Origin of the sequence: Sulfuriferula multivorans, from assembly GCF_003851125.1 — a bacterium.
Taxonomy (GTDB): domain Bacteria; phylum Pseudomonadota; class Gammaproteobacteria; order Burkholderiales; family Sulfuriferulaceae; genus Sulfuriferula; species Sulfuriferula multivorans.
The window spans coordinates 48,176-64,301 of the sequence record NZ_BGOW01000003.1; the positions used below are offsets into that span (position 1 = coordinate 48,176).

Genomic DNA, 16,126 nt, shown 5'->3' on the forward strand with positions numbered 1-16,126 from the left:
AAAAACAGGCTGGTCATTCATGCGGCATCCTTTGTGGTTGGGACAGGGTGGGGGGCAGGCAGGCACGCAGTTGTCCGAACGGCCGTGCAAGCAGGGTTTCGGGTTGGCCGCCCTGGGCGCGGATGCGTAGGCGCACGTCTTCCAGCAGCGTCGCCAGGGCAGGTGAGCGTGCCCAGGTTGCTACGTCGATGCCGCGCGTGGCCAGGATGCTGGGCGGCGGCATGGGCGATTTGCTGCGCCGCGCGGCGGTGACATGCCACAGGCTCAGGCGATAAAAAATCCGCTCAGCACAGTGATCGAGACGGGCGCTGACGGCAGCGTCGTCGCCGTGCAAAAAATTCGGCGGAAAATTCGCCGTGCTGTCATGGCACAGGCCGCACTGGGTGCGAAACAGGGCGTGAGCGCCAGTGAAGCGCACGCCGGCTTCGATGCGTGCAGGCGGCAATCGGGTCAGCGACGGCTTGTGCGGCATGTCGAACTCGGCCAGCACGGCATGCAGCAGCGATGGGTTGAACGGACCTGCGGCCAGTTCGCCGCGTGCGCGCAGGCGTTCGAGCGCGGCGCTTAAATCGCGCTGTCCCAATCGTTTGACCGCCGATTGTTTAACGACGGCAGCGTCGAGCATGCCGGCCAGCCCGACGATGAAGGCGGTTTTGTCCGGTGCGTGCCATATTTCTAGCGGCAGGCGCGGTAGCAGGGGGTCGTTCGCTGCATCCGGCAAGGCGGCCAGCGGGTCGCGGTTGGGCAGGTCGGGATTGGGAATGGGCAGCCCGTGCGGCCAACGGATTTTCCAGTTGCGCGCCAGCGTCGGCAACGCGCTGGCGGCGGGCAGGCGGCCATTGCGGGCGTAATCCAGCGCAGCGGAAAACGCTTCCATGCGGCAGCGATCGCCGGTTTCGCCTGCGCCGCAGCCCTGTTGCCACAGCGTCTGCCAGACCGAGAATAAATTGGCGCGCTCGGTCGCCGCGTCGATGAAATAGGCGATGTCGGTGCCGGAGAGCTTGATGCCGTAAAAATCCTTGCGTGCGTCACGCAGACGACGGGCGATTGCCGGATTGGCGGAGGTTTCGTCCCACAACGGGCGTGCGAAGATGGGCGCGGCGTTCTGGTGGCAGGCCAGGCACAGGCTGCGCCGCGCGTAGAAAACCTGCGGTATTTTGCCCGGTGCGTAATCGCGCACGATCTGGAATTCGAAGCGCGCAGCGTCGTCGTTGTAGCTGATGACTTCGACCACCTCGCCCTTTTCGTGAAAGCCGAGGAACAGCCGGTCTTGCAGCGGGTCGACCCCCGCTTTGTTGAGGCCGTCGGCGGCAGCGACCACACGCGGGAAGCGGAAAAAATCCGGTGCGCCGGCGTTCTTTTGCAGCGATCGGCCGAGCGGGATCAACGTGGTCTTGAGCGCTGGCAGGCCGCCCGGGTCGGCCTGCATCTGTGACTGGATTTTCTGCGCCAGGCGGGCATAAGGAAACGGCACCGGCGCGTTGCCGATGAGCAGGTCGAATCGCGAGCGCCCAAGCGGCGGCAGGTCGGGCTGCGTGGGTACCAGCGGTTGCGCCGACGTACCCCAAGCGGGGCTCAATGTCAGGCACATGGCAATAATGAACAGATAGGGGCAGAGGCAGCGCGCATTGGGCATCAGGCCGTCGGCCCGTACACCGCGCAGCTGGCGGCGGGCAGCTCGAGCCACACCGCACGCCAGTCGGGGCGCGGCGCGGCGACCACCAATTCGCTGCCGATTTGCGCCGGGTCAGACGAATACAGACAGACCAGGCGACTGCCCAGCGGGCTGATCGTGAAATCCAGCCCCACCCATGCGGCGCGCTTGCCGTCGGCGTCGGTGTTGATCGCGCACAGCCATTCGCGTTCGGTGAATAACCGCGACCACGCCACCACCGAGCGCAGCACGCCGCCGAACATCTGCGGCTCGCCGAAATCCTGGCCGTTGCCGGAAATCGCCCGCAGGTATTGGCGACCGCGCCGCAACGCCAGATGTTGCCCGTGCACCGCAATCAGCCGTGCGAGTTCGCGGTAGAGCGGCTGGGTTTCGTCAAAACAGTGGCGGTCGCGCGAGCGGAACGCGCCGAAGTCGCCGCCGAACATTGCCTCGCGGATGTAGCGGTCGTTGTCGCCCGCGCCGTCCAGTCCCTGTTCCGAACCGTAGTAGATGCACGGAATGCCGAGCGTGAGTACATTCAATGCCAGCGCATTGAGCGCGAGCGGTGTGCCACCGTCGGCGCAGAAGCGTGCCTTGTTATTACCTTTGCGTACCTGGTCGTGGTCGTCGTAAAGCGTGACAACCTTGTCGCGGAACCAGGTGTGGCTGTCCTTGCCGAGCTCGAACGAGTTGCGGAACAGGTCGAAGTAGTCCGCCGGATTGCGCCGCCCCTTGACCAGGTATTCGATCTTGTCGGGGATGTCGTCGATGCCTAGCGCAGCGTCGAGACCAGTCGCTTCGCGCAGGGCGAAGGCGTTGCTGCGGCCACCGGTGATTTCGCCGATCAGGGTGAAGTTTTCCTTGCCGATCGATTGCGCGAATTCGTGAATGCAGGCGGTGAAATAGCGTGTTGCGCCGGGCTCCATGTGCTTGACTGTATCGACCCGGAAGCCATCGAGGTCGGCGTAGGCGATCCAGTATTGATAGGCGCGGGTGAGGGTGCGCAGCGCCAGCGACGGCCGGAAACTGTCGATCTCGCCCGCGCCGAGATGGATGTCTTTCAGATCGAAGAAATCGCCGTCCAGATATTCCGGGTACCAGTCCCAGCTATTGATGCGGCCGAGTCGGGTGAAACTCTCGGGCGCTTGCAGTTCGCGTGGCCAGACGGCGGCGTCCGGGTCGGCGACCGGCGCACCATATGCCAGCGTGGGCATACCGCTGGCGTCGTTCCAGCCCCGGACGCTATAGGCGTTGCCGTCCCAGCGCGGGTCCATGCCGTGCTCGGTCGGATAGCGGTCTGGGGCATAGGAAAACACCGGCCCGGCGTGGTTGAGGATGACATCCAGAATGACGTAGATGCCATGCGCGTGCGCCGTATCAACCAGTTCGCGCAGGTCTTCGCGGCTGCCGAAACGAGGTTCGATGGCCAGAAAATCCTGCACGCCGTAGCCGTGGTAGGCGTCGCTCCACGGCGGCTGCTTGAACACCGGGCTCACCCATAGCGCGGACACGCCGAGCCGCTTCAGATAACCGATTTTGCTTGCCGCTCCTTTCAGGGTGCCGCCGACAAAGCGCGCGCCGGCATTGCGCCAGGCTGCTGCGGCAGGCTCGGTGCCAACCGCATTGCCGTGCTCGGCGGGGCTAAGCAGGGGGGTGACGCCGCCCGCCACCGGATTACCCGCGAGGTCGTGATAGCCCGCCTCTTTGCCGTCGGAAAACCGGTCGACCAGAAAAAAGTAGAACACCTGGTCTTCCCACGCGCTGGGCGAAGGGTGGAAGCTGTTTTGCGTCAGCGCGGCGAAGTCGATGTCGGCAAGCGTTTGCATGGCGGTGTCCTCAGCGGGTCGCAACGATGCGTTTCTGCGTGCCGCCCCAGCACGTGTCTCTGACCTGGCCGGCCTCGAATTCGGCGCGCCCGGCGCGGTCCAGATCCTTGTTGTAGAGCACGAAGTTGAGAATGAAGGCGTGATCCATGTAGGCGCGCCCGAGATACAGGCCGGGCCGCACCATGCGGATTTCATCACGCACCTTGAGGCCGCGCCGCCCGGCCAGGAAATCCGGTCGTTCGCGGTAGCCGGGGATGTCGTCGGTGAAGGCGTAGTCGATGATGATGGATTCGCGGCGCGAGTCGATCAGGCTTTGCCCGCAGTAGAGCTTGGCGGGGAACAGCAGCCAGGCATCCTTGCCGTCAACGGCGATTTTCGGGATGTCGCCGGGGCCGATGACGGGGCGCAGCACGGCGAGGTCTTCGATACGGTTGCGCAGCACTTTTTCGTCGCGGTAGAACACCTTGCCTTTCCACAATGTTTCGCCCGCGGTTTCCAGCAGCTTACCCTTGACGTTCAGCCCCAGGCCGGCGAGCCCGCCGACGATTTCGGCGGCGCGCAGCTTGCCCGTGCCGCCGCGCGTGAATACGATTTCGCCGTCGAACGGACCATTCGGAATTGGCCCCGAGCCCAGACGCGCGTAAAGCTGGTCGAGTTGTTCCTGATTCAGCCCGGCCAGATATTTTGGGGTGACCTTGATGAGTTCTTTCAATGGAATCGGGTGTTCGTACTCGACCTGCGCCAGATCAGGCTTGCTCGCATAATCCTTGCCATAAGGCGCGTAGACGATGTCGGGCTTGCCTGCGAACCAGCTTTTGATCTGGTCGCACCCCCCCAGCGTGGCGCTCAACACCAGTGCGAAAAAAACAGCGCGGACAGGCATGGTTTCCTCCTCAAAACGTCGCGAGAAAGGCTATCAGGGCGTTCTTGTCGGCCTCTGACAGGTCTTCGCCAAAACGGTGGCCGTCGTTTTCGATTTCGACGTTGCACGACGAATATACTTGCCACAGCGCGGGCGTACGGGCGCGCGCTGCCTTCACCAGTTCGACCAGCCGATTCGGGTCGGAGACGATGGCTTTGCCGATGTTGCGCATTTCGGATGCGACCTGTTTCGCATCATGCGCGGGCAATATTTTGGCCAGGCGCGCGTCGAGTTCGGCGGGCTCAAGTTTTGCGCGCACCAGATCGCCGATGAATTCCTTGTGGCGGAAATTGCCAACATTGCCTGCGCTGGCGCCCGCCGGTACGCGTACGGTGAAGCCGGTTACGCGCTTTTCTTCCTTACCGTCGAAGATGCGCGGGCCGATGTCGAGCACGATGTCCTGGTCGAGCTTGAGCGCCTTGGGGATGCGTTTGGAGGGGCTGAGCAGGTCGTTCATCGACGCGACATAGAGCTTGAAGCGACCTTCGACCGAGGTGTCGTATTGCCAGCACGCGGGCTGTTTGTCCCTGGCCAGCGGCGGGTTGCCGGGCCTGGACGTATCGACGTAACTGGAACGGTACTGCTCGTAGGGATTGGCCTTGTCGCCGCCCCAACCGCAGAGTTCCGGTCCGACCGAATTGTTGTGCAGGAACGGCGCGTGCGCCCACAGGTTCAGCAGCGAAATGTTGCGGTAATAGCCGCGTCCGCCGTCGTGCGGTTCGAGAATGCCGGAGACGGTCTTGCGGGCGAAGTAATTTTCGTCGGCGAACTGTTCCCAGACATGGCCGCGCAGGTGATTGGAATGCAGCGCGCGGCAGCGGTCAGTACCGATTTCGGTGACCGGCGTCGGCACGTCGTTGCCGAGCCAGTCGGCGCGCAGGCCTGTTTTGCTGTCGAGGGCGCGAAAATTTACCGCCTCGAACGGCGGCTTGCCGCTGGAATGACAGCGCGCGCAGTTGGTGGCGAATACCTGCTGGCCGCGCGACACCGCGTTTTTGCCGAAACGGTGGTCGAGGTCGCGCTCCAGATCAGCCTCGGCGTAAGGTGTCTGGCGCTGGTTTGCGCGCGCTTCGCGCAAGTCCCTGGCATGGCCTTCAGGCGCGGTCAGGAAGAAATCGAGGATATTCTGTAGCCGGTCTTCGACCGCGCGGAAGTTGGGGCAGTCGCGCCGGCACTGGCCGATGTCGAACGGCGTCTGACCGAAATTGCGCGCCTGCGGATCGAGCTGGCGCAGGTCGGTAAGGTGATTGACCCAGCACTGCTCGGAACACGAACCGATGTTGAAATACACGCGCTGGATCGCACCCAGCGCGCCGATCGAGTCTTCACCGCCTTTGAGGATGTGGTGTACGGTTTCGGCTTGCAGGCTGTTTTCCCAGCATTTGCCAGGCTTGCCGGGTTCGCACCAGCAGCTGGATGCTTTTGTGCCCGTTGGGCACGCAGCCGTCTTGCGCCAGCGCTTGACCTGTTCGCCCGCAAAGGTGGGACGCTGCGCGATATTGATGAGCGCATTGATGGTGCCGGCGTTGTTGACCTGATCGTTGGGGATCGCCGAAGTATCGGAGGTGCCGGGACGCGCGTGGGCAAAAGTCTGCCACAGCAGATCGTCGTGCGGCATGCCCGAAATGAGCAATTCGGAGATGCGGATGTATTGGTTGCCGACCAGCCCGGAGATATTTTCCCATTTCGGGTGTGCCGGGTTGAGCGGGGGTTTGGCCGGGTCGAAGGCGACATGGCAGGAAGCGCAGGAGGTGCCGATCAGGAACGGCGGTTCGATTGAAGCATCGGCGAGTTTGCGCAGCTTGAAGTCGGCGCGGGCGGGGTCGCTGGACAGCTTGCGGTCGTAGCCCTGCCAGGTACCGAGGCTGCCGTTGAGTTTTTTCCAGGCGACCGGATCGAAGCGCGGGTTGGGAAATTTGCGGAAGCCGAGCGCGCCGGTGGAGGTGCCGAAGGCGAGGTTGCAGCTGTCCTCGCGACCGTCGCGGTGGCCTGCGGGGTCGCTGGACGTGGCCGCGGCATCCTTGAAGTCGCACGCCGGGTCACGGTAGCCGGCTTTGCCGACGAACTTCAGCAGAGTCTGGTCGCCGGGACACCAGTCGAAGCCGTAGGTTTCCTCATAACTTTTGGCCGGGCAGCCAGCCGAACCCGGCGTACAGCAGCCCGGATCATTGATCAGTCCCCAGGTTTTGAAGCGGGTGTCGCGCTGGTCGCCGCGCAGCACGCCGTACCAGTCGATCAGCGCGGTGATGCGCTGCTGGAAGGTGTAGGTATGGAAACGCGCATTGCCTGCGGTCGCCTTGAACCAGATTTCGCGCCCGGCGCGGGCGGACGGCGACAGCCTGGTTCCGGCGGCGTGGAAAGCGGCGTCGTTGTATGACGCAGCAACCTCCGGCAGGGCAGTGGCTTCAGGCGGGACGGCGGCGCTTGGAGTGGGCTGGTTCGGCAGCGTGGCGCGTGCCTCGTGGGCAGGTTGAGAAAACCAGAGTGCCACCGCGAACCCTGCAATGACACAGACGGCAATCCAGCGGACTGGTTTGGATGAATTCATCTAGCTGTCCCTCAAAGCAAAAAAGCAGCAAAGCAGGAGCGCGTTCGATTGTTTGCATCTTTCGCCCGGTAGCAAGCTGGTTTCACGGCGGTTTCGGCTTGAATGAATTGCCAGGCCGGTTGCCGGTGCCTGCCCGCTTAGCCGGCCATCCTGTTCAACATGTGGTCGATGACCTTGCTGTGCTCGTCCTGCGGGCTGAACAGGATGACCTCGGCATCTTTGCCGACTTTAACCGTGTGTCCGGGTGGCCTGGGCGTGGATCTAATGCGCAAAGCATGTCGAACGCCTGGCGCAGCGCAATTGCCGCCTTGCACGGCAACCGCCATCTGACCGGCGGCATCGCGCAGCCCGCTAACCCTTTTCCGGAAAACCAATCTGGCCGTGTCATGCGCCCTACTCCCCTCGCTGGCTGTCACCGGGCCCGGTACTGTGGATGCCCGTGCAGCATTTATGGTATGTCAGGGTTTTATAGGTGATGCTGCCGAGTACGGCTATGCGTCATTTGCCATAGGCCATTTGGCCTATGGCATTGAATTTCCGAGTAGCGCGTCTATTTCAGCGTGCCGAATAGCTGGAATTCATAGGCAGTGGCGTAGCCGCCCTTGCCGGATAACAGCTTGACTTTGAAATATCTGGCGGTGACGGCCGGGAAGGCGAATGCCTGGTAGGGTGCGTTGAACAGCTTCAGATTTTGCGGCTTGAAGCGGCCGATGGTTTCGAATGCGCCGGTCGGTGACTCATTACCATAGGACAGCTCGATTTCACTGACATTGTAGATATCGGTCGCAGGAATCAGCACGGTAAACGTGTCGAAACGGGCGCTGCGCCCATTCTTGAAACCGTACACACCCGTCTGATTTACCTCGAGCGAGATAGACGCTTCCTTGCCGTCGATGGTACGGTTCCATTCGTCGTTTGAGGCGGCTTCAAGGTGGCCGCCCTTGTCTGGGTCCAGCAGATTGATGCGTGCAGCGGATGTCTGGGGGGTGTGAGTGTCAGGCGCACGGGGCACGGATGCCAATGCGTCTGGCGATGGATTGACGGATGGGTCGGCCGGTGTGGCATCTGGCGCAGATGATGTGACGCTGGCTGCAGTACCGTGCGCGCTTTCTGGCTTGACATCGGGTTTGAACAGCGGCGATTGATACAGCACGACCAGCAGGCCGCTGACGGCGGTGATGATGCCTGCGGTGGCGGTCAGGATGCCGGGCAGGGTTTGCCACCAGCTCGACGATTTTGGTGTTTCGTCCATATTTTACTCCCCGTGCTTTTCGTTATAGCCCGAAAAATCGGGTGTGTTGCTGCACGCAGGCTCAGCCGCCGGTAAAGCGCCGGTACTGGATGGTTTCGGCAATATGGCGCGGGGCGATGCGCTCGTCACCCGCCAGGTCAGCCACCGTACGCGCGACTTTGAGAACGCGGTGGTAGGCACGTGCCGACAGGTTGAGGCGGCTGATGGCTTGTTTCAGCAGCGCTTCGCCAGCCGCATCCGGTGCGCAGTGGGTATCGATTTCCTTGGTGCCGAGCTCGGCGTTGGGCTTGCCCTGGCGCGCAATCTGGCGGGCGCGTGCGGCCTCCACCCTGGCCTGAATCGCGACGCTGGTTTCGCCATCGGGCTGACGCAACAAATCGTCGTGCGACAGTGCGGGGACTTCGATCTGGATGTCGATGCGGTCGAGCAGCGGGCCGGAGATGCGCCCGCGATAGCGCGCAATCTGGTCCGGCGTGCAGCGGCACTTGCCTGCCGGATGGCCGAGGTAGCCGCACGGGCACGGGTTCATCGCCGCGATCAATTGAAAGCGCGCCGGGAAGTCGGCCTGGCGCGCGGCACGCGAGATGGTGATGCGACCGGATTCGAGCGGCTCGCGCAGCACTTCAAGCACGTTGCGCGGGAATTCGGGCAGCTCGTCCAGGAACAGCACGCCGTGGTGCGCCAGTGAAATCTCGCCCGGCCGCGGGTTGCCGCCGCCACCCACCAACGCCACGGCAGACGCGGTATGGTGCGGACTGCGGTAGGGGCGGCGTTTCCAGTGCTCGATACGAAAGCCGCCGTTCAAGGAAAGCAATGCCGCGGATTCGATGGCCTCCTGTTCGCTCATGCCAGGCAGAATGCCGGGAAAGCGCGCCGCCAGCATCGACTTGCCGGTGCCCGGCGGTCCCGCCATCAGCACCGAGTGGCCGCCGGCCGCGGCGACTTCGAGTGCGCGCTTGACGCCGAGTTGGCCTTTGACTTCGTTGAAATCCGGGTAATGTACTTGTACGGATGCCACTGGCAGCAGCGCTTGCAATGGCAGCAAGGCCTGTCCGGCAAGGTGGGCGCAGACTGCCAGCAGCGAGTCGGCGGGGTGGACGACGGCACCCTCCACCAGAGCGGCTTCCAGTGCGCTGGCGCTGGGCAGGATAAACGCCCGCCCGCTGGAAACCGCGCCCAGAGTCATCGCCAGCGCTCCGCGGATCGGGCGCAGTTCACCAGTCAGGGCCAGCTCGCCGGCGAATTCGTAGTCTTTCAGCTTATTGGCGGGGATCTGCCCGGAGGCGGCGAGGATACCGAGCGCGATGGGCAGATCAAAACGCCCGGATTCCTTGGGCAAGTCTGCAGGGGCGAGATTGACAGTGATGCGCCGCGCCGGGAATTCGAAGCGTGCGTTCTGGATCGCGGCCCGCACCCGGTCGCGGGCTTCTTTCACCTCGGCCTCGGGCAAACCAACGATGGTAAAACTGGGCAGGCCGTTGGCGAGATGCGCTTCCACCACCACTTCGGGTGCGTCCATGCCGGACAGCGCCCGGCTGTGGAGGACGGCGATGCCCATTCGCAGCGGTCAGGGTTCCAGCTGTTGCGGGTGATCCGGGGCGGGCGCCAGGGCTTCCAGTTGCGCCAGCCGGGTTTCCAGTTCGGTGAGCTTTTCGCGCGTGCGCAGCAGCACTTCCTGTTGCACGTCGAATTCCTCGCGCGTCACCAGATCAAGCTTTTGCAGCGCACTCTGCATCATCGCGCGGATATTTTTCTCTATGTCCCTGGCCGGGCTATTGCTGATTGCCTGGCTGATTTTCCCGCCGATTTCGTCGAGCAGTTTCTGATTGGGCAGCATCCGATGTTCTCCTTACATTGACATCGGTCAGTGTACCAAATAAGCAGGCGTTGAATTCCAAACCTTGATGCAGGACTGCCCGATGATTTCTTCATCCAAATGGCCTAATCCATCATGCTCCGGTGCAGTGCATCAAGGAATATTAATGCACATTTTTAGTGCGAACAAAAATACGGATTACCGTAAAAAAACAATAACTATATGTTTTATATAAATAATAAATATGGCACGAAGCATGCTATAGGATTGTCGCAATTTTGCAATGTTGCGATTTTGAAGCCTTTTAAGGAGAAAAGACTCATGCACAAATTCACTCAAACCGCTCTGGCCGTCGCCCTGGCCTGTGCTGCGATTCCTGCGTTCGCCGCCGATGCTGCCCCCGCCCCCACGCCTGCCTATACCCTGACCGCGAACGTTGGCCTGACCAGTGAGTATGTTTATCGCGGCATTACGCAAACTGCACGGGATCCGGCCATTCAGGGCGGCGCTGATTTTACGCACTCAAGCGGCTTGTATCTGGGTACCTGGGGTTCCAACATCAGCTGGTACTCGGATGCAGTTCCGGGCAGCTCGGTCAGCATGGAATGGGATCTCTATGGCGGCTACCGCAACACCATTGGTGACATTGGTTATGACGTAGGCGTGTTGCAATATTACTACCCAGGTCGTTATCCCACGCTGGCTGCTGGCGCGGTTAAGCCTAATACCACAGAAGTTTATGGCGCTCTGTCTTATAAGTGGCTGACCGGCAAAGTGTCGTATGTCGTGTCTCCGGGATTGTTCGGGGTGGATAACGCGGACGGTTCCTACTATCTGGATTTGTCCGCCAACGTGCCTATTGTCGACACCTGGACTCTTAATGCCCACGTCGGTGAGCAGAAATACACGGGGACTGCTACGACTGGCGCCGTTTCAAACGACAGCTTGTACTCCTACACCGACTGGAAACTGGGTGTGACTAAAGACCTTGGTTCAGGCTGGAGCGCGACCGCCTATTACACAGATACCAATGCCAAGGATGCCGGCTACAAAATTACCGGCGTAAATGGCAACAAGAACCTGGGTGACAGCCATTTCGTAGCTGCTATATCAAAGACTTTCTAATTGAGCATCTAGCCCGTTTCGGCGCGGCGGCACCCGGCTGCCGCGTCCTTACCAAGGAGATAACATGAAATTCGTTACGGCAATCATCAAGCCGTTCAAGCTCGACGAGGTACGTGAAGCGCTGTCCACCATTGGCGTGCAGGGCATCACGGTGACCGAGGTAAAGGGTTTTGGGCGGCAAAAGGGGCATACCGAGCTGTATCGCGGTGCGGAATACGTTGTGGATTTCCTGCCTAAAGTCAAAATCGAAGCGGCGATTGCGGACGACCTGCTGGATCAGGTGATCGAGGCAATCGAGAAATCCGCACACACCGGCAAGATCGGTGATGGCAAAATTTTCGTATTCAACCTGGAGCAAGTCGTGCGTATCCGCACCGGCGAATCCGGACCTGAAGCACTTTAAGGGAGAGCAACATGAAGAAATGGCTCATTGCAATCAGTATGCTGTGCACGCTGGGCTTGTCCGGCATGGCCAGCGCAGACGACGCGGCGGCCCCACCGTCCGCTGCTGCCCCGGCAGCGGCTCCGGCACCTGATGCCGCGGCCGCACCGGCGGCGGCACCTCCGACCACTGCCGCCCCCGCCGCTGCCGCTCCGGCTGCTGCGCCCAACCCGGCAGCGTTCATCAACTCCGGCGACAATGCCTGGATGCTGACCTCCACCGCATTGGTGCTCATGATGACCATCCCGGGTCTGGCCTTGTTCTACGGCGGCATGGTGCGCAAGAAGAATGTGCTGGCCACGGTGATGCAGAGCTTCGCAATCACCTGCCTGGTCACGGTGCTGTGGATGATCATCGGCTACAGTCTGGCATTTACCCCAGGCAGCGGGTTCATGGGAGGGTTGAGCCGGGTATTCCTGTCAGGTCTGGGTTTGGATAGCGTGAACGCCTTGGCGCCGACCATTCCTGAAACGACTTACATGACCTTCCAGATGACGTTTGCAATCATCACCCCGGCGCTGATTGTCGGAGCGTTCGCAGAGCGCATGAAGTTTTCCGCGCTGCTATGGTTTATAACCGCCTGGTTGATTGCTGTGTACGCACCGATTGCACACATGGTATGGGGTCCGGGAGGCTGGCTGGGTGCCGATGGCGTGCTGGATTATGCCGGCGGAACAGTAGTGCATATCAACGCGGGTGTGGCAGGCTTGGTAGCCGCACTGGTGATTGGTAAACGCGTGGGATATGGCAAAGAACCTATGCCTCCGCACAACCTGGTGCTGACAGTGATTGGCGCAGCATTGTTGTGGGTGGGCTGGTTCGGTTTCAACGCCGGTTCAGCCGTTGCCGCCAGCGACCGTGCCGGTATGGCGATGGCCGCGACGCAGATCGCCACTGCCGCTGCAGCGTTGAGCTGGATGTTTGTTGAATGGATGGCCAAGGGCAAACCAAGCGTTCTGGGTATCTGCTCAGGTGCGGTCGCCGGTCTGGTTGCCATCACCCCGGCCTCGGGTTTTGTCGGTCCGTCCGGCGCGTTGTTTATCGGAATCGCTGCGGGCATAGTGTGCTTCTGGGCTGCGGTATACCTGAAAAACATGATGGGTTATGACGACTCGCTCGACGCCTTCGGCGTACATGCCATCGGCGGTATTGTGGGCGCGATGCTGACTGGTGTGTTCGCTGTTAAAGCCATCGGCGGTACCGCCGGCATGCTTGAAGGCAATGTGGCGCAACTCATGATTCAGGCCAAGGGCGTGGGGGTTACCATCGTTTATGACGCAGTCGTGACCTTCGTCATCCTGAAGATAATAGACATGGTCATTGGCCTGCGTGTCACTGAAGACCAGGAACGTGAAGGTCTGGATATCAGCCTGCACGGTGAGAAACTGGAGTAAACAATCCGGCAGCCGTATGGTCCCGAAGGCTTGCCCCGGTGTTCATCGGACTGCCGGTAATACCAAACGCCCCGCAAGGGGCGTTTTTCATTTCAGCGTTCCACCAGATCGCGGTAGACATGCCAGGTAGCGTGGCCGATCAGCGGGAATACCACCACCATGGCAACAAACGACGTGGCATAACCCAACACGCTCAGCGCAACAATGATGAGCGCCCATTCCAGCATCAATAACGGATTGGTCCGTACCACCCATAAACTGGTCATCAGCGCCGTGACCAGATCAGCCTTGCGGTGCAACATCATGGGTAGCGATACGACGCTCAACGCAAATACCAGAACTGCAAGCAAGACCCCCACTGCCGCATAGGGCAGCAGTATGCCAAGCTGTCCGGAACCTGCCAGCAGCGCGCGGAAACCTGCAAAGCTCACCTGATCGCCAGATACGGATAAGCCTACCACTATGGCTGAGAGCCGCTCCCACACGCTAAAAATGAATGCCAGCAGCAGCGCATAGAACCCGATTGACGCACCATTGGCGCGCAACGGTTTGAGAATATGCGCAATACGCGGCGCATGGTGGTGTTCCGCCTGGCGGCTGAGATCATAGAACACTACCGCCAGGAACGGCGCAACCAGCAGGAATCCGCTGGTCAGCGTCATCCCGGTCTGCACCCCGCCCCAGGCAAAGCGCACCAGCGCGTAGCCCAGCGCCGCGAACAAGGCGCCAAACCCGAGACTCAGTAACGGGGTACGCTGCATATCGCGCCAGCCCTGGCGCAACCACAACAGCGGACGGCTATAGTCGGCAACGCGATCGATAGCGGGCAGCGCTATTCCATGTAGACCAGGCTGAATGACGATTTTGTCCATGACTCTCTCCTTGGTAAAGGGAAGACCCCTATTGCCAGTCTAGAACATCATGGCGATTTTGGATGAGCAGGTTAATTTACTCGGGCTCGGTGAAGGCAACATCAAAGTCCACCGCATTATCTGATACCGGTATCCCGCGCGTGACGGCAAAGCCCTTGCCTCCGACGGTCAGAACCAGGTGAGCGCGTTCGGGAAACTCACCCAGCATCCAGTAGATTTCGGAAGGGTGAACCGGCGCATGGTTGCGGGTAAGATGGCGAATCAATAGCTGATCGGTACTCACCTTGACCAATAAGGGCAGCGGCAACCTATGCGGCAGAATGTGCTGGTGCACCACCCATTCAATCGGGGTGGGTTTACGGTCTGGCACATTGCGTGCATCGATGCGAAAATGCGCGCCGCCGCCGGCTTCTTTATTCAACTCGCTCACCCAACCGATGCTGAGGCCGTCGTGGACAATAATGGTCTTGCCTGCAAAACGCTGTAAAAAGCGTGCGCGCAAGGCTGTGGGATCGGGGCGGAATGCGGCTATAATCTTCGCTAACATCGCTAAATTATAACCAGACATGCAGCCTGCTTCATCTGTTGGCATTGTCGTACCCCAGACCGCCCATTTCACCACCCCGCTCACCCTTAAAAGCGGCGCGGTGCTGCCCAGCTACGACCTGGTATATGAAACCTACGGCATGCTGAATGCGGATAAAAGCAACGCCATCCTGGTGTGCCATGCTTTGTCCGGCAACCATCACGTGGCGGGCGTGTATGCCGAACAAGACAAAAAACCGGGCTGGTGGGACAACATGGTGGGGCCAGGCAAACCCATCGACACCGACCGCTTTTTTGTGATCGGGCTGAATAATCTGGGGGGGTGCCACGGCTCTACCGGCCCGGCTTCAATTGACCCGATCACGGGCCAGCCGTTCGGCTCGCATTTTCCGTTGGTGACCGTGGAGGATTGGGTGGAAAGCCAGGCCCGGCTGGCGGACAGTCTGGGTATACGACAGTTTGCCGTGATCATGGGCGGATCGCTGGGCGGCATGCAAGCGTTGCACTGGAGCATCAAGCACCCCGAACGCGTACGCCATTGCCTGGTGATCGCCTCGGCACCCAAACTCACCGCGCAGAACATTGCTTTTAATGATGTGGCGCGCCAGGCGATACTGACCGACCCGGATTTTCACGGCGGCGATTTTTACGCGCACGATACCCGCCCCCGGCGCGGCCTGCGGCTGGCGCGCATGCTCGGGCACATCACCTATCTTTCCGACGATGTGATGGGCAGCAAGTTTGGCCGCGTGTTGCGCTCCGGCGCATTCAACTATGGCTACGACGTGGAATTCGAGATTGAATCCTATCTGCGCTACCAGGGCGACAAGTTCGCCGAAAGTTTCGACGCCAATACCTATTTGCTGATGACCAAGGCGCTGGATTATTTCGATCCCACCCACCACAGCGGCGGCAAATTGTCGGATGCCCTCAAACCCGCGCAGGCGGATTTTCTGGTGCTGTCATTCACCAGCGACTGGCGCTTTGCGCCGGAACGTTCGCGCGAAATCGTCAAGGCGCTGCTGGATAACGAATGCCGCGTGAGTTACGCCGAGATCACCTCCGGCCATGGCCACGATGCCTTTCTGATGCCCGATGCGCATTATCACAGCCTGGTACGCGCCTATATGGAAAGGGTCGCGTCATGACACGCCATGATTTCCAGACCATTGCCAGCTGGGTCAAACCGGGTTCCAAGGTGCTCGACCTCGGTTGCGGCGACGGCAGCCTGCTCAAATTTTTGCAGGACACGCGTCAGGCGCGCGGCTATGGGGTGGAGCTGACCGATGCCAATATCCTGGCCGGGGTGAAGAACGGCATCAACATCATCCAGAACGACCTGGAATCCGGGCTGTCGGTGTTTGAATCCGGCTCCTTCGATCACGTCATCCTGTCGCAAACGCTGCAGGCCATGCGCCATACCGAGGCCATTCTGCGCGAAATGCTGCGTGTGGGGCGAGAAGGCATCGTCACTTTCCCCAATTTCGGCTACTGGAAAAACCGCCTGCAAGTGCTGCGCGGCCATATGCCGGTGTCTGACGACATTCCCTATCAGTGGTACGACACGCCCAACGTGCATCTGTGCACCATGCATGATTTCGAAGCGCTGTGCGTCAAACTGGGTTTCCACATCCGCGAGCGCGTGGTGATGACCGCAGGCGCACCGGTGCATATCCTGCCCAACCTGGCCGGCAGCCTGGCGGTGTATCGTTTCGAGCGCGGGCAATAA

General features: G+C 60.8%; 15 protein-coding genes. 5 read left to right on the forward strand and 10 right to left on the reverse strand.

Annotated features, from left to right (window positions below; genetic code table 11):
* Positions 1 to 13: 13 nt before the first annotated feature.
* The 8 genes from EI185_RS02845 to EI185_RS02880 form a co-directional block, all read right to left on the reverse strand.
* The gene (locus tag EI185_RS02845) at positions 14 to 1,687 is read right to left on the reverse strand and encodes a hypothetical protein (RefSeq protein ID WP_124703614.1); all 1,674 of its coding nucleotides are present in this window, start codon (positions 1,685 to 1,687) and stop codon (positions 14 to 16) included.
* Complete coding sequence (locus EI185_RS02850) at positions 1,636 to 3,480, reverse strand: alpha-amylase family glycosyl hydrolase (protein WP_124703615.1); 1,845 nt, start codon at positions 3,478 to 3,480, stop codon at positions 1,636 to 1,638. Before EI185_RS02850 ends, EI185_RS02845 begins: the two co-directional genes overlap by 52 nt.
* 10 nt (positions 3,481 to 3,490) lie before the next feature.
* Positions 3,491 to 4,363, reverse strand: a complete 873-nt coding sequence (locus EI185_RS02855; protein WP_124703616.1) for a hypothetical protein — start codon at positions 4,361 to 4,363, stop codon at positions 3,491 to 3,493.
* Positions 4,364 to 4,373: 10 nt separating this feature from the next.
* On the reverse strand, positions 4,374 to 6,950 hold the full coding sequence (locus EI185_RS02860) for a cytochrome c (protein ID WP_223247637.1): 2,577 nt from the start codon (positions 6,948 to 6,950) through the stop codon (positions 4,374 to 4,376).
* Positions 6,951 to 7,087: 137 nt separating this feature from the next.
* The gene (locus EI185_RS18135; RefSeq protein WP_124703617.1) at positions 7,088 to 7,324 is read right to left on the reverse strand and encodes a hypothetical protein; all 237 of its coding nucleotides are present in this window, start codon (positions 7,322 to 7,324) and stop codon (positions 7,088 to 7,090) included.
* A 176-nt stretch (positions 7,325 to 7,500) separates the two neighbouring features.
* Positions 7,501 to 8,202 carry a hypothetical protein gene (locus EI185_RS02870; RefSeq protein ID WP_124703618.1) on the reverse strand — a complete coding sequence of 234 codons (702 nt, stop codon included), beginning with the start codon at positions 8,200 to 8,202 and terminating at the stop codon, positions 7,501 to 7,503.
* A 61-nt stretch (positions 8,203 to 8,263) separates the two neighbouring features.
* The gene (locus EI185_RS02875; RefSeq protein WP_124703619.1) at positions 8,264 to 9,760 is read right to left on the reverse strand and encodes a YifB family Mg chelatase-like AAA ATPase; all 1,497 of its coding nucleotides are present in this window, start codon (positions 9,758 to 9,760) and stop codon (positions 8,264 to 8,266) included.
* 9 nt (positions 9,761 to 9,769) lie between these two features.
* Complete coding sequence (locus tag EI185_RS02880; RefSeq protein WP_189836256.1) at positions 9,770 to 10,039, reverse strand: accessory factor UbiK family protein; 270 nt, start codon at positions 10,037 to 10,039, stop codon at positions 9,770 to 9,772.
* Positions 10,040 to 10,339: 300 nt separating this feature from the next.
* Here EI185_RS02880 and EI185_RS02885 point away from each other — a divergent pair, with 300 nt between their 5' ends.
* From EI185_RS02885 to EI185_RS02895, 3 genes are all read left to right on the forward strand, one after another.
* Positions 10,340 to 11,143 (forward strand): TorF family putative porin, encoded by an 804-nt coding sequence (locus EI185_RS02885; protein WP_124703620.1) that lies wholly within the window; start codon positions 10,340 to 10,342, stop codon positions 11,141 to 11,143.
* A 64-nt stretch (positions 11,144 to 11,207) separates the two neighbouring features.
* On the forward strand, positions 11,208 to 11,546 hold the full coding sequence (glnK, locus tag EI185_RS02890) for a P-II family nitrogen regulator (RefSeq protein ID WP_124703621.1): 339 nt from the start codon (positions 11,208 to 11,210) through the stop codon (positions 11,544 to 11,546).
* Positions 11,547 to 11,557: 11 nt separating this feature from the next.
* The gene (locus EI185_RS02895) at positions 11,558 to 12,979 is read left to right on the forward strand and encodes an ammonium transporter (RefSeq protein WP_189836257.1); all 1,422 of its coding nucleotides are present in this window, start codon (positions 11,558 to 11,560) and stop codon (positions 12,977 to 12,979) included.
* A gap of 92 nt (positions 12,980 to 13,071) precedes the next feature.
* On the opposite strand, the gene EI185_RS02900 is transcribed toward EI185_RS02895, so the two are convergent.
* Together EI185_RS02900 and EI185_RS02905 are read right to left on the reverse strand one after the other, a co-directional pair.
* Positions 13,072 to 13,851, reverse strand: coding sequence for a DUF2189 domain-containing protein (locus EI185_RS02900; protein WP_124703622.1), 780 nt, complete (start codon positions 13,849 to 13,851; stop codon positions 13,072 to 13,074).
* Positions 13,852 to 13,927: 76 nt separating this feature from the next.
* Complete coding sequence (locus EI185_RS02905) at positions 13,928 to 14,398, reverse strand: hypothetical protein (RefSeq protein WP_124703623.1); 471 nt, start codon at positions 14,396 to 14,398, stop codon at positions 13,928 to 13,930.
* A 19-nt stretch (positions 14,399 to 14,417) separates the two neighbouring features.
* Here EI185_RS02905 and metX point away from each other — a divergent pair, with 19 nt between their 5' ends.
* Entirely contained in the window at positions 14,418 to 15,545 is a 1,128-nt protein-coding gene (gene metX / locus EI185_RS02910; protein WP_124703624.1) for a homoserine O-succinyltransferase MetX, read from the forward strand.
* Positions 15,542 to 16,126, forward strand: coding sequence for a methionine biosynthesis protein MetW (metW, locus tag EI185_RS02915; RefSeq protein ID WP_124703625.1), 585 nt, complete (start codon positions 15,542 to 15,544; stop codon positions 16,124 to 16,126). The genes metX and metW overlap by 4 nt, the downstream gene beginning before the upstream one ends.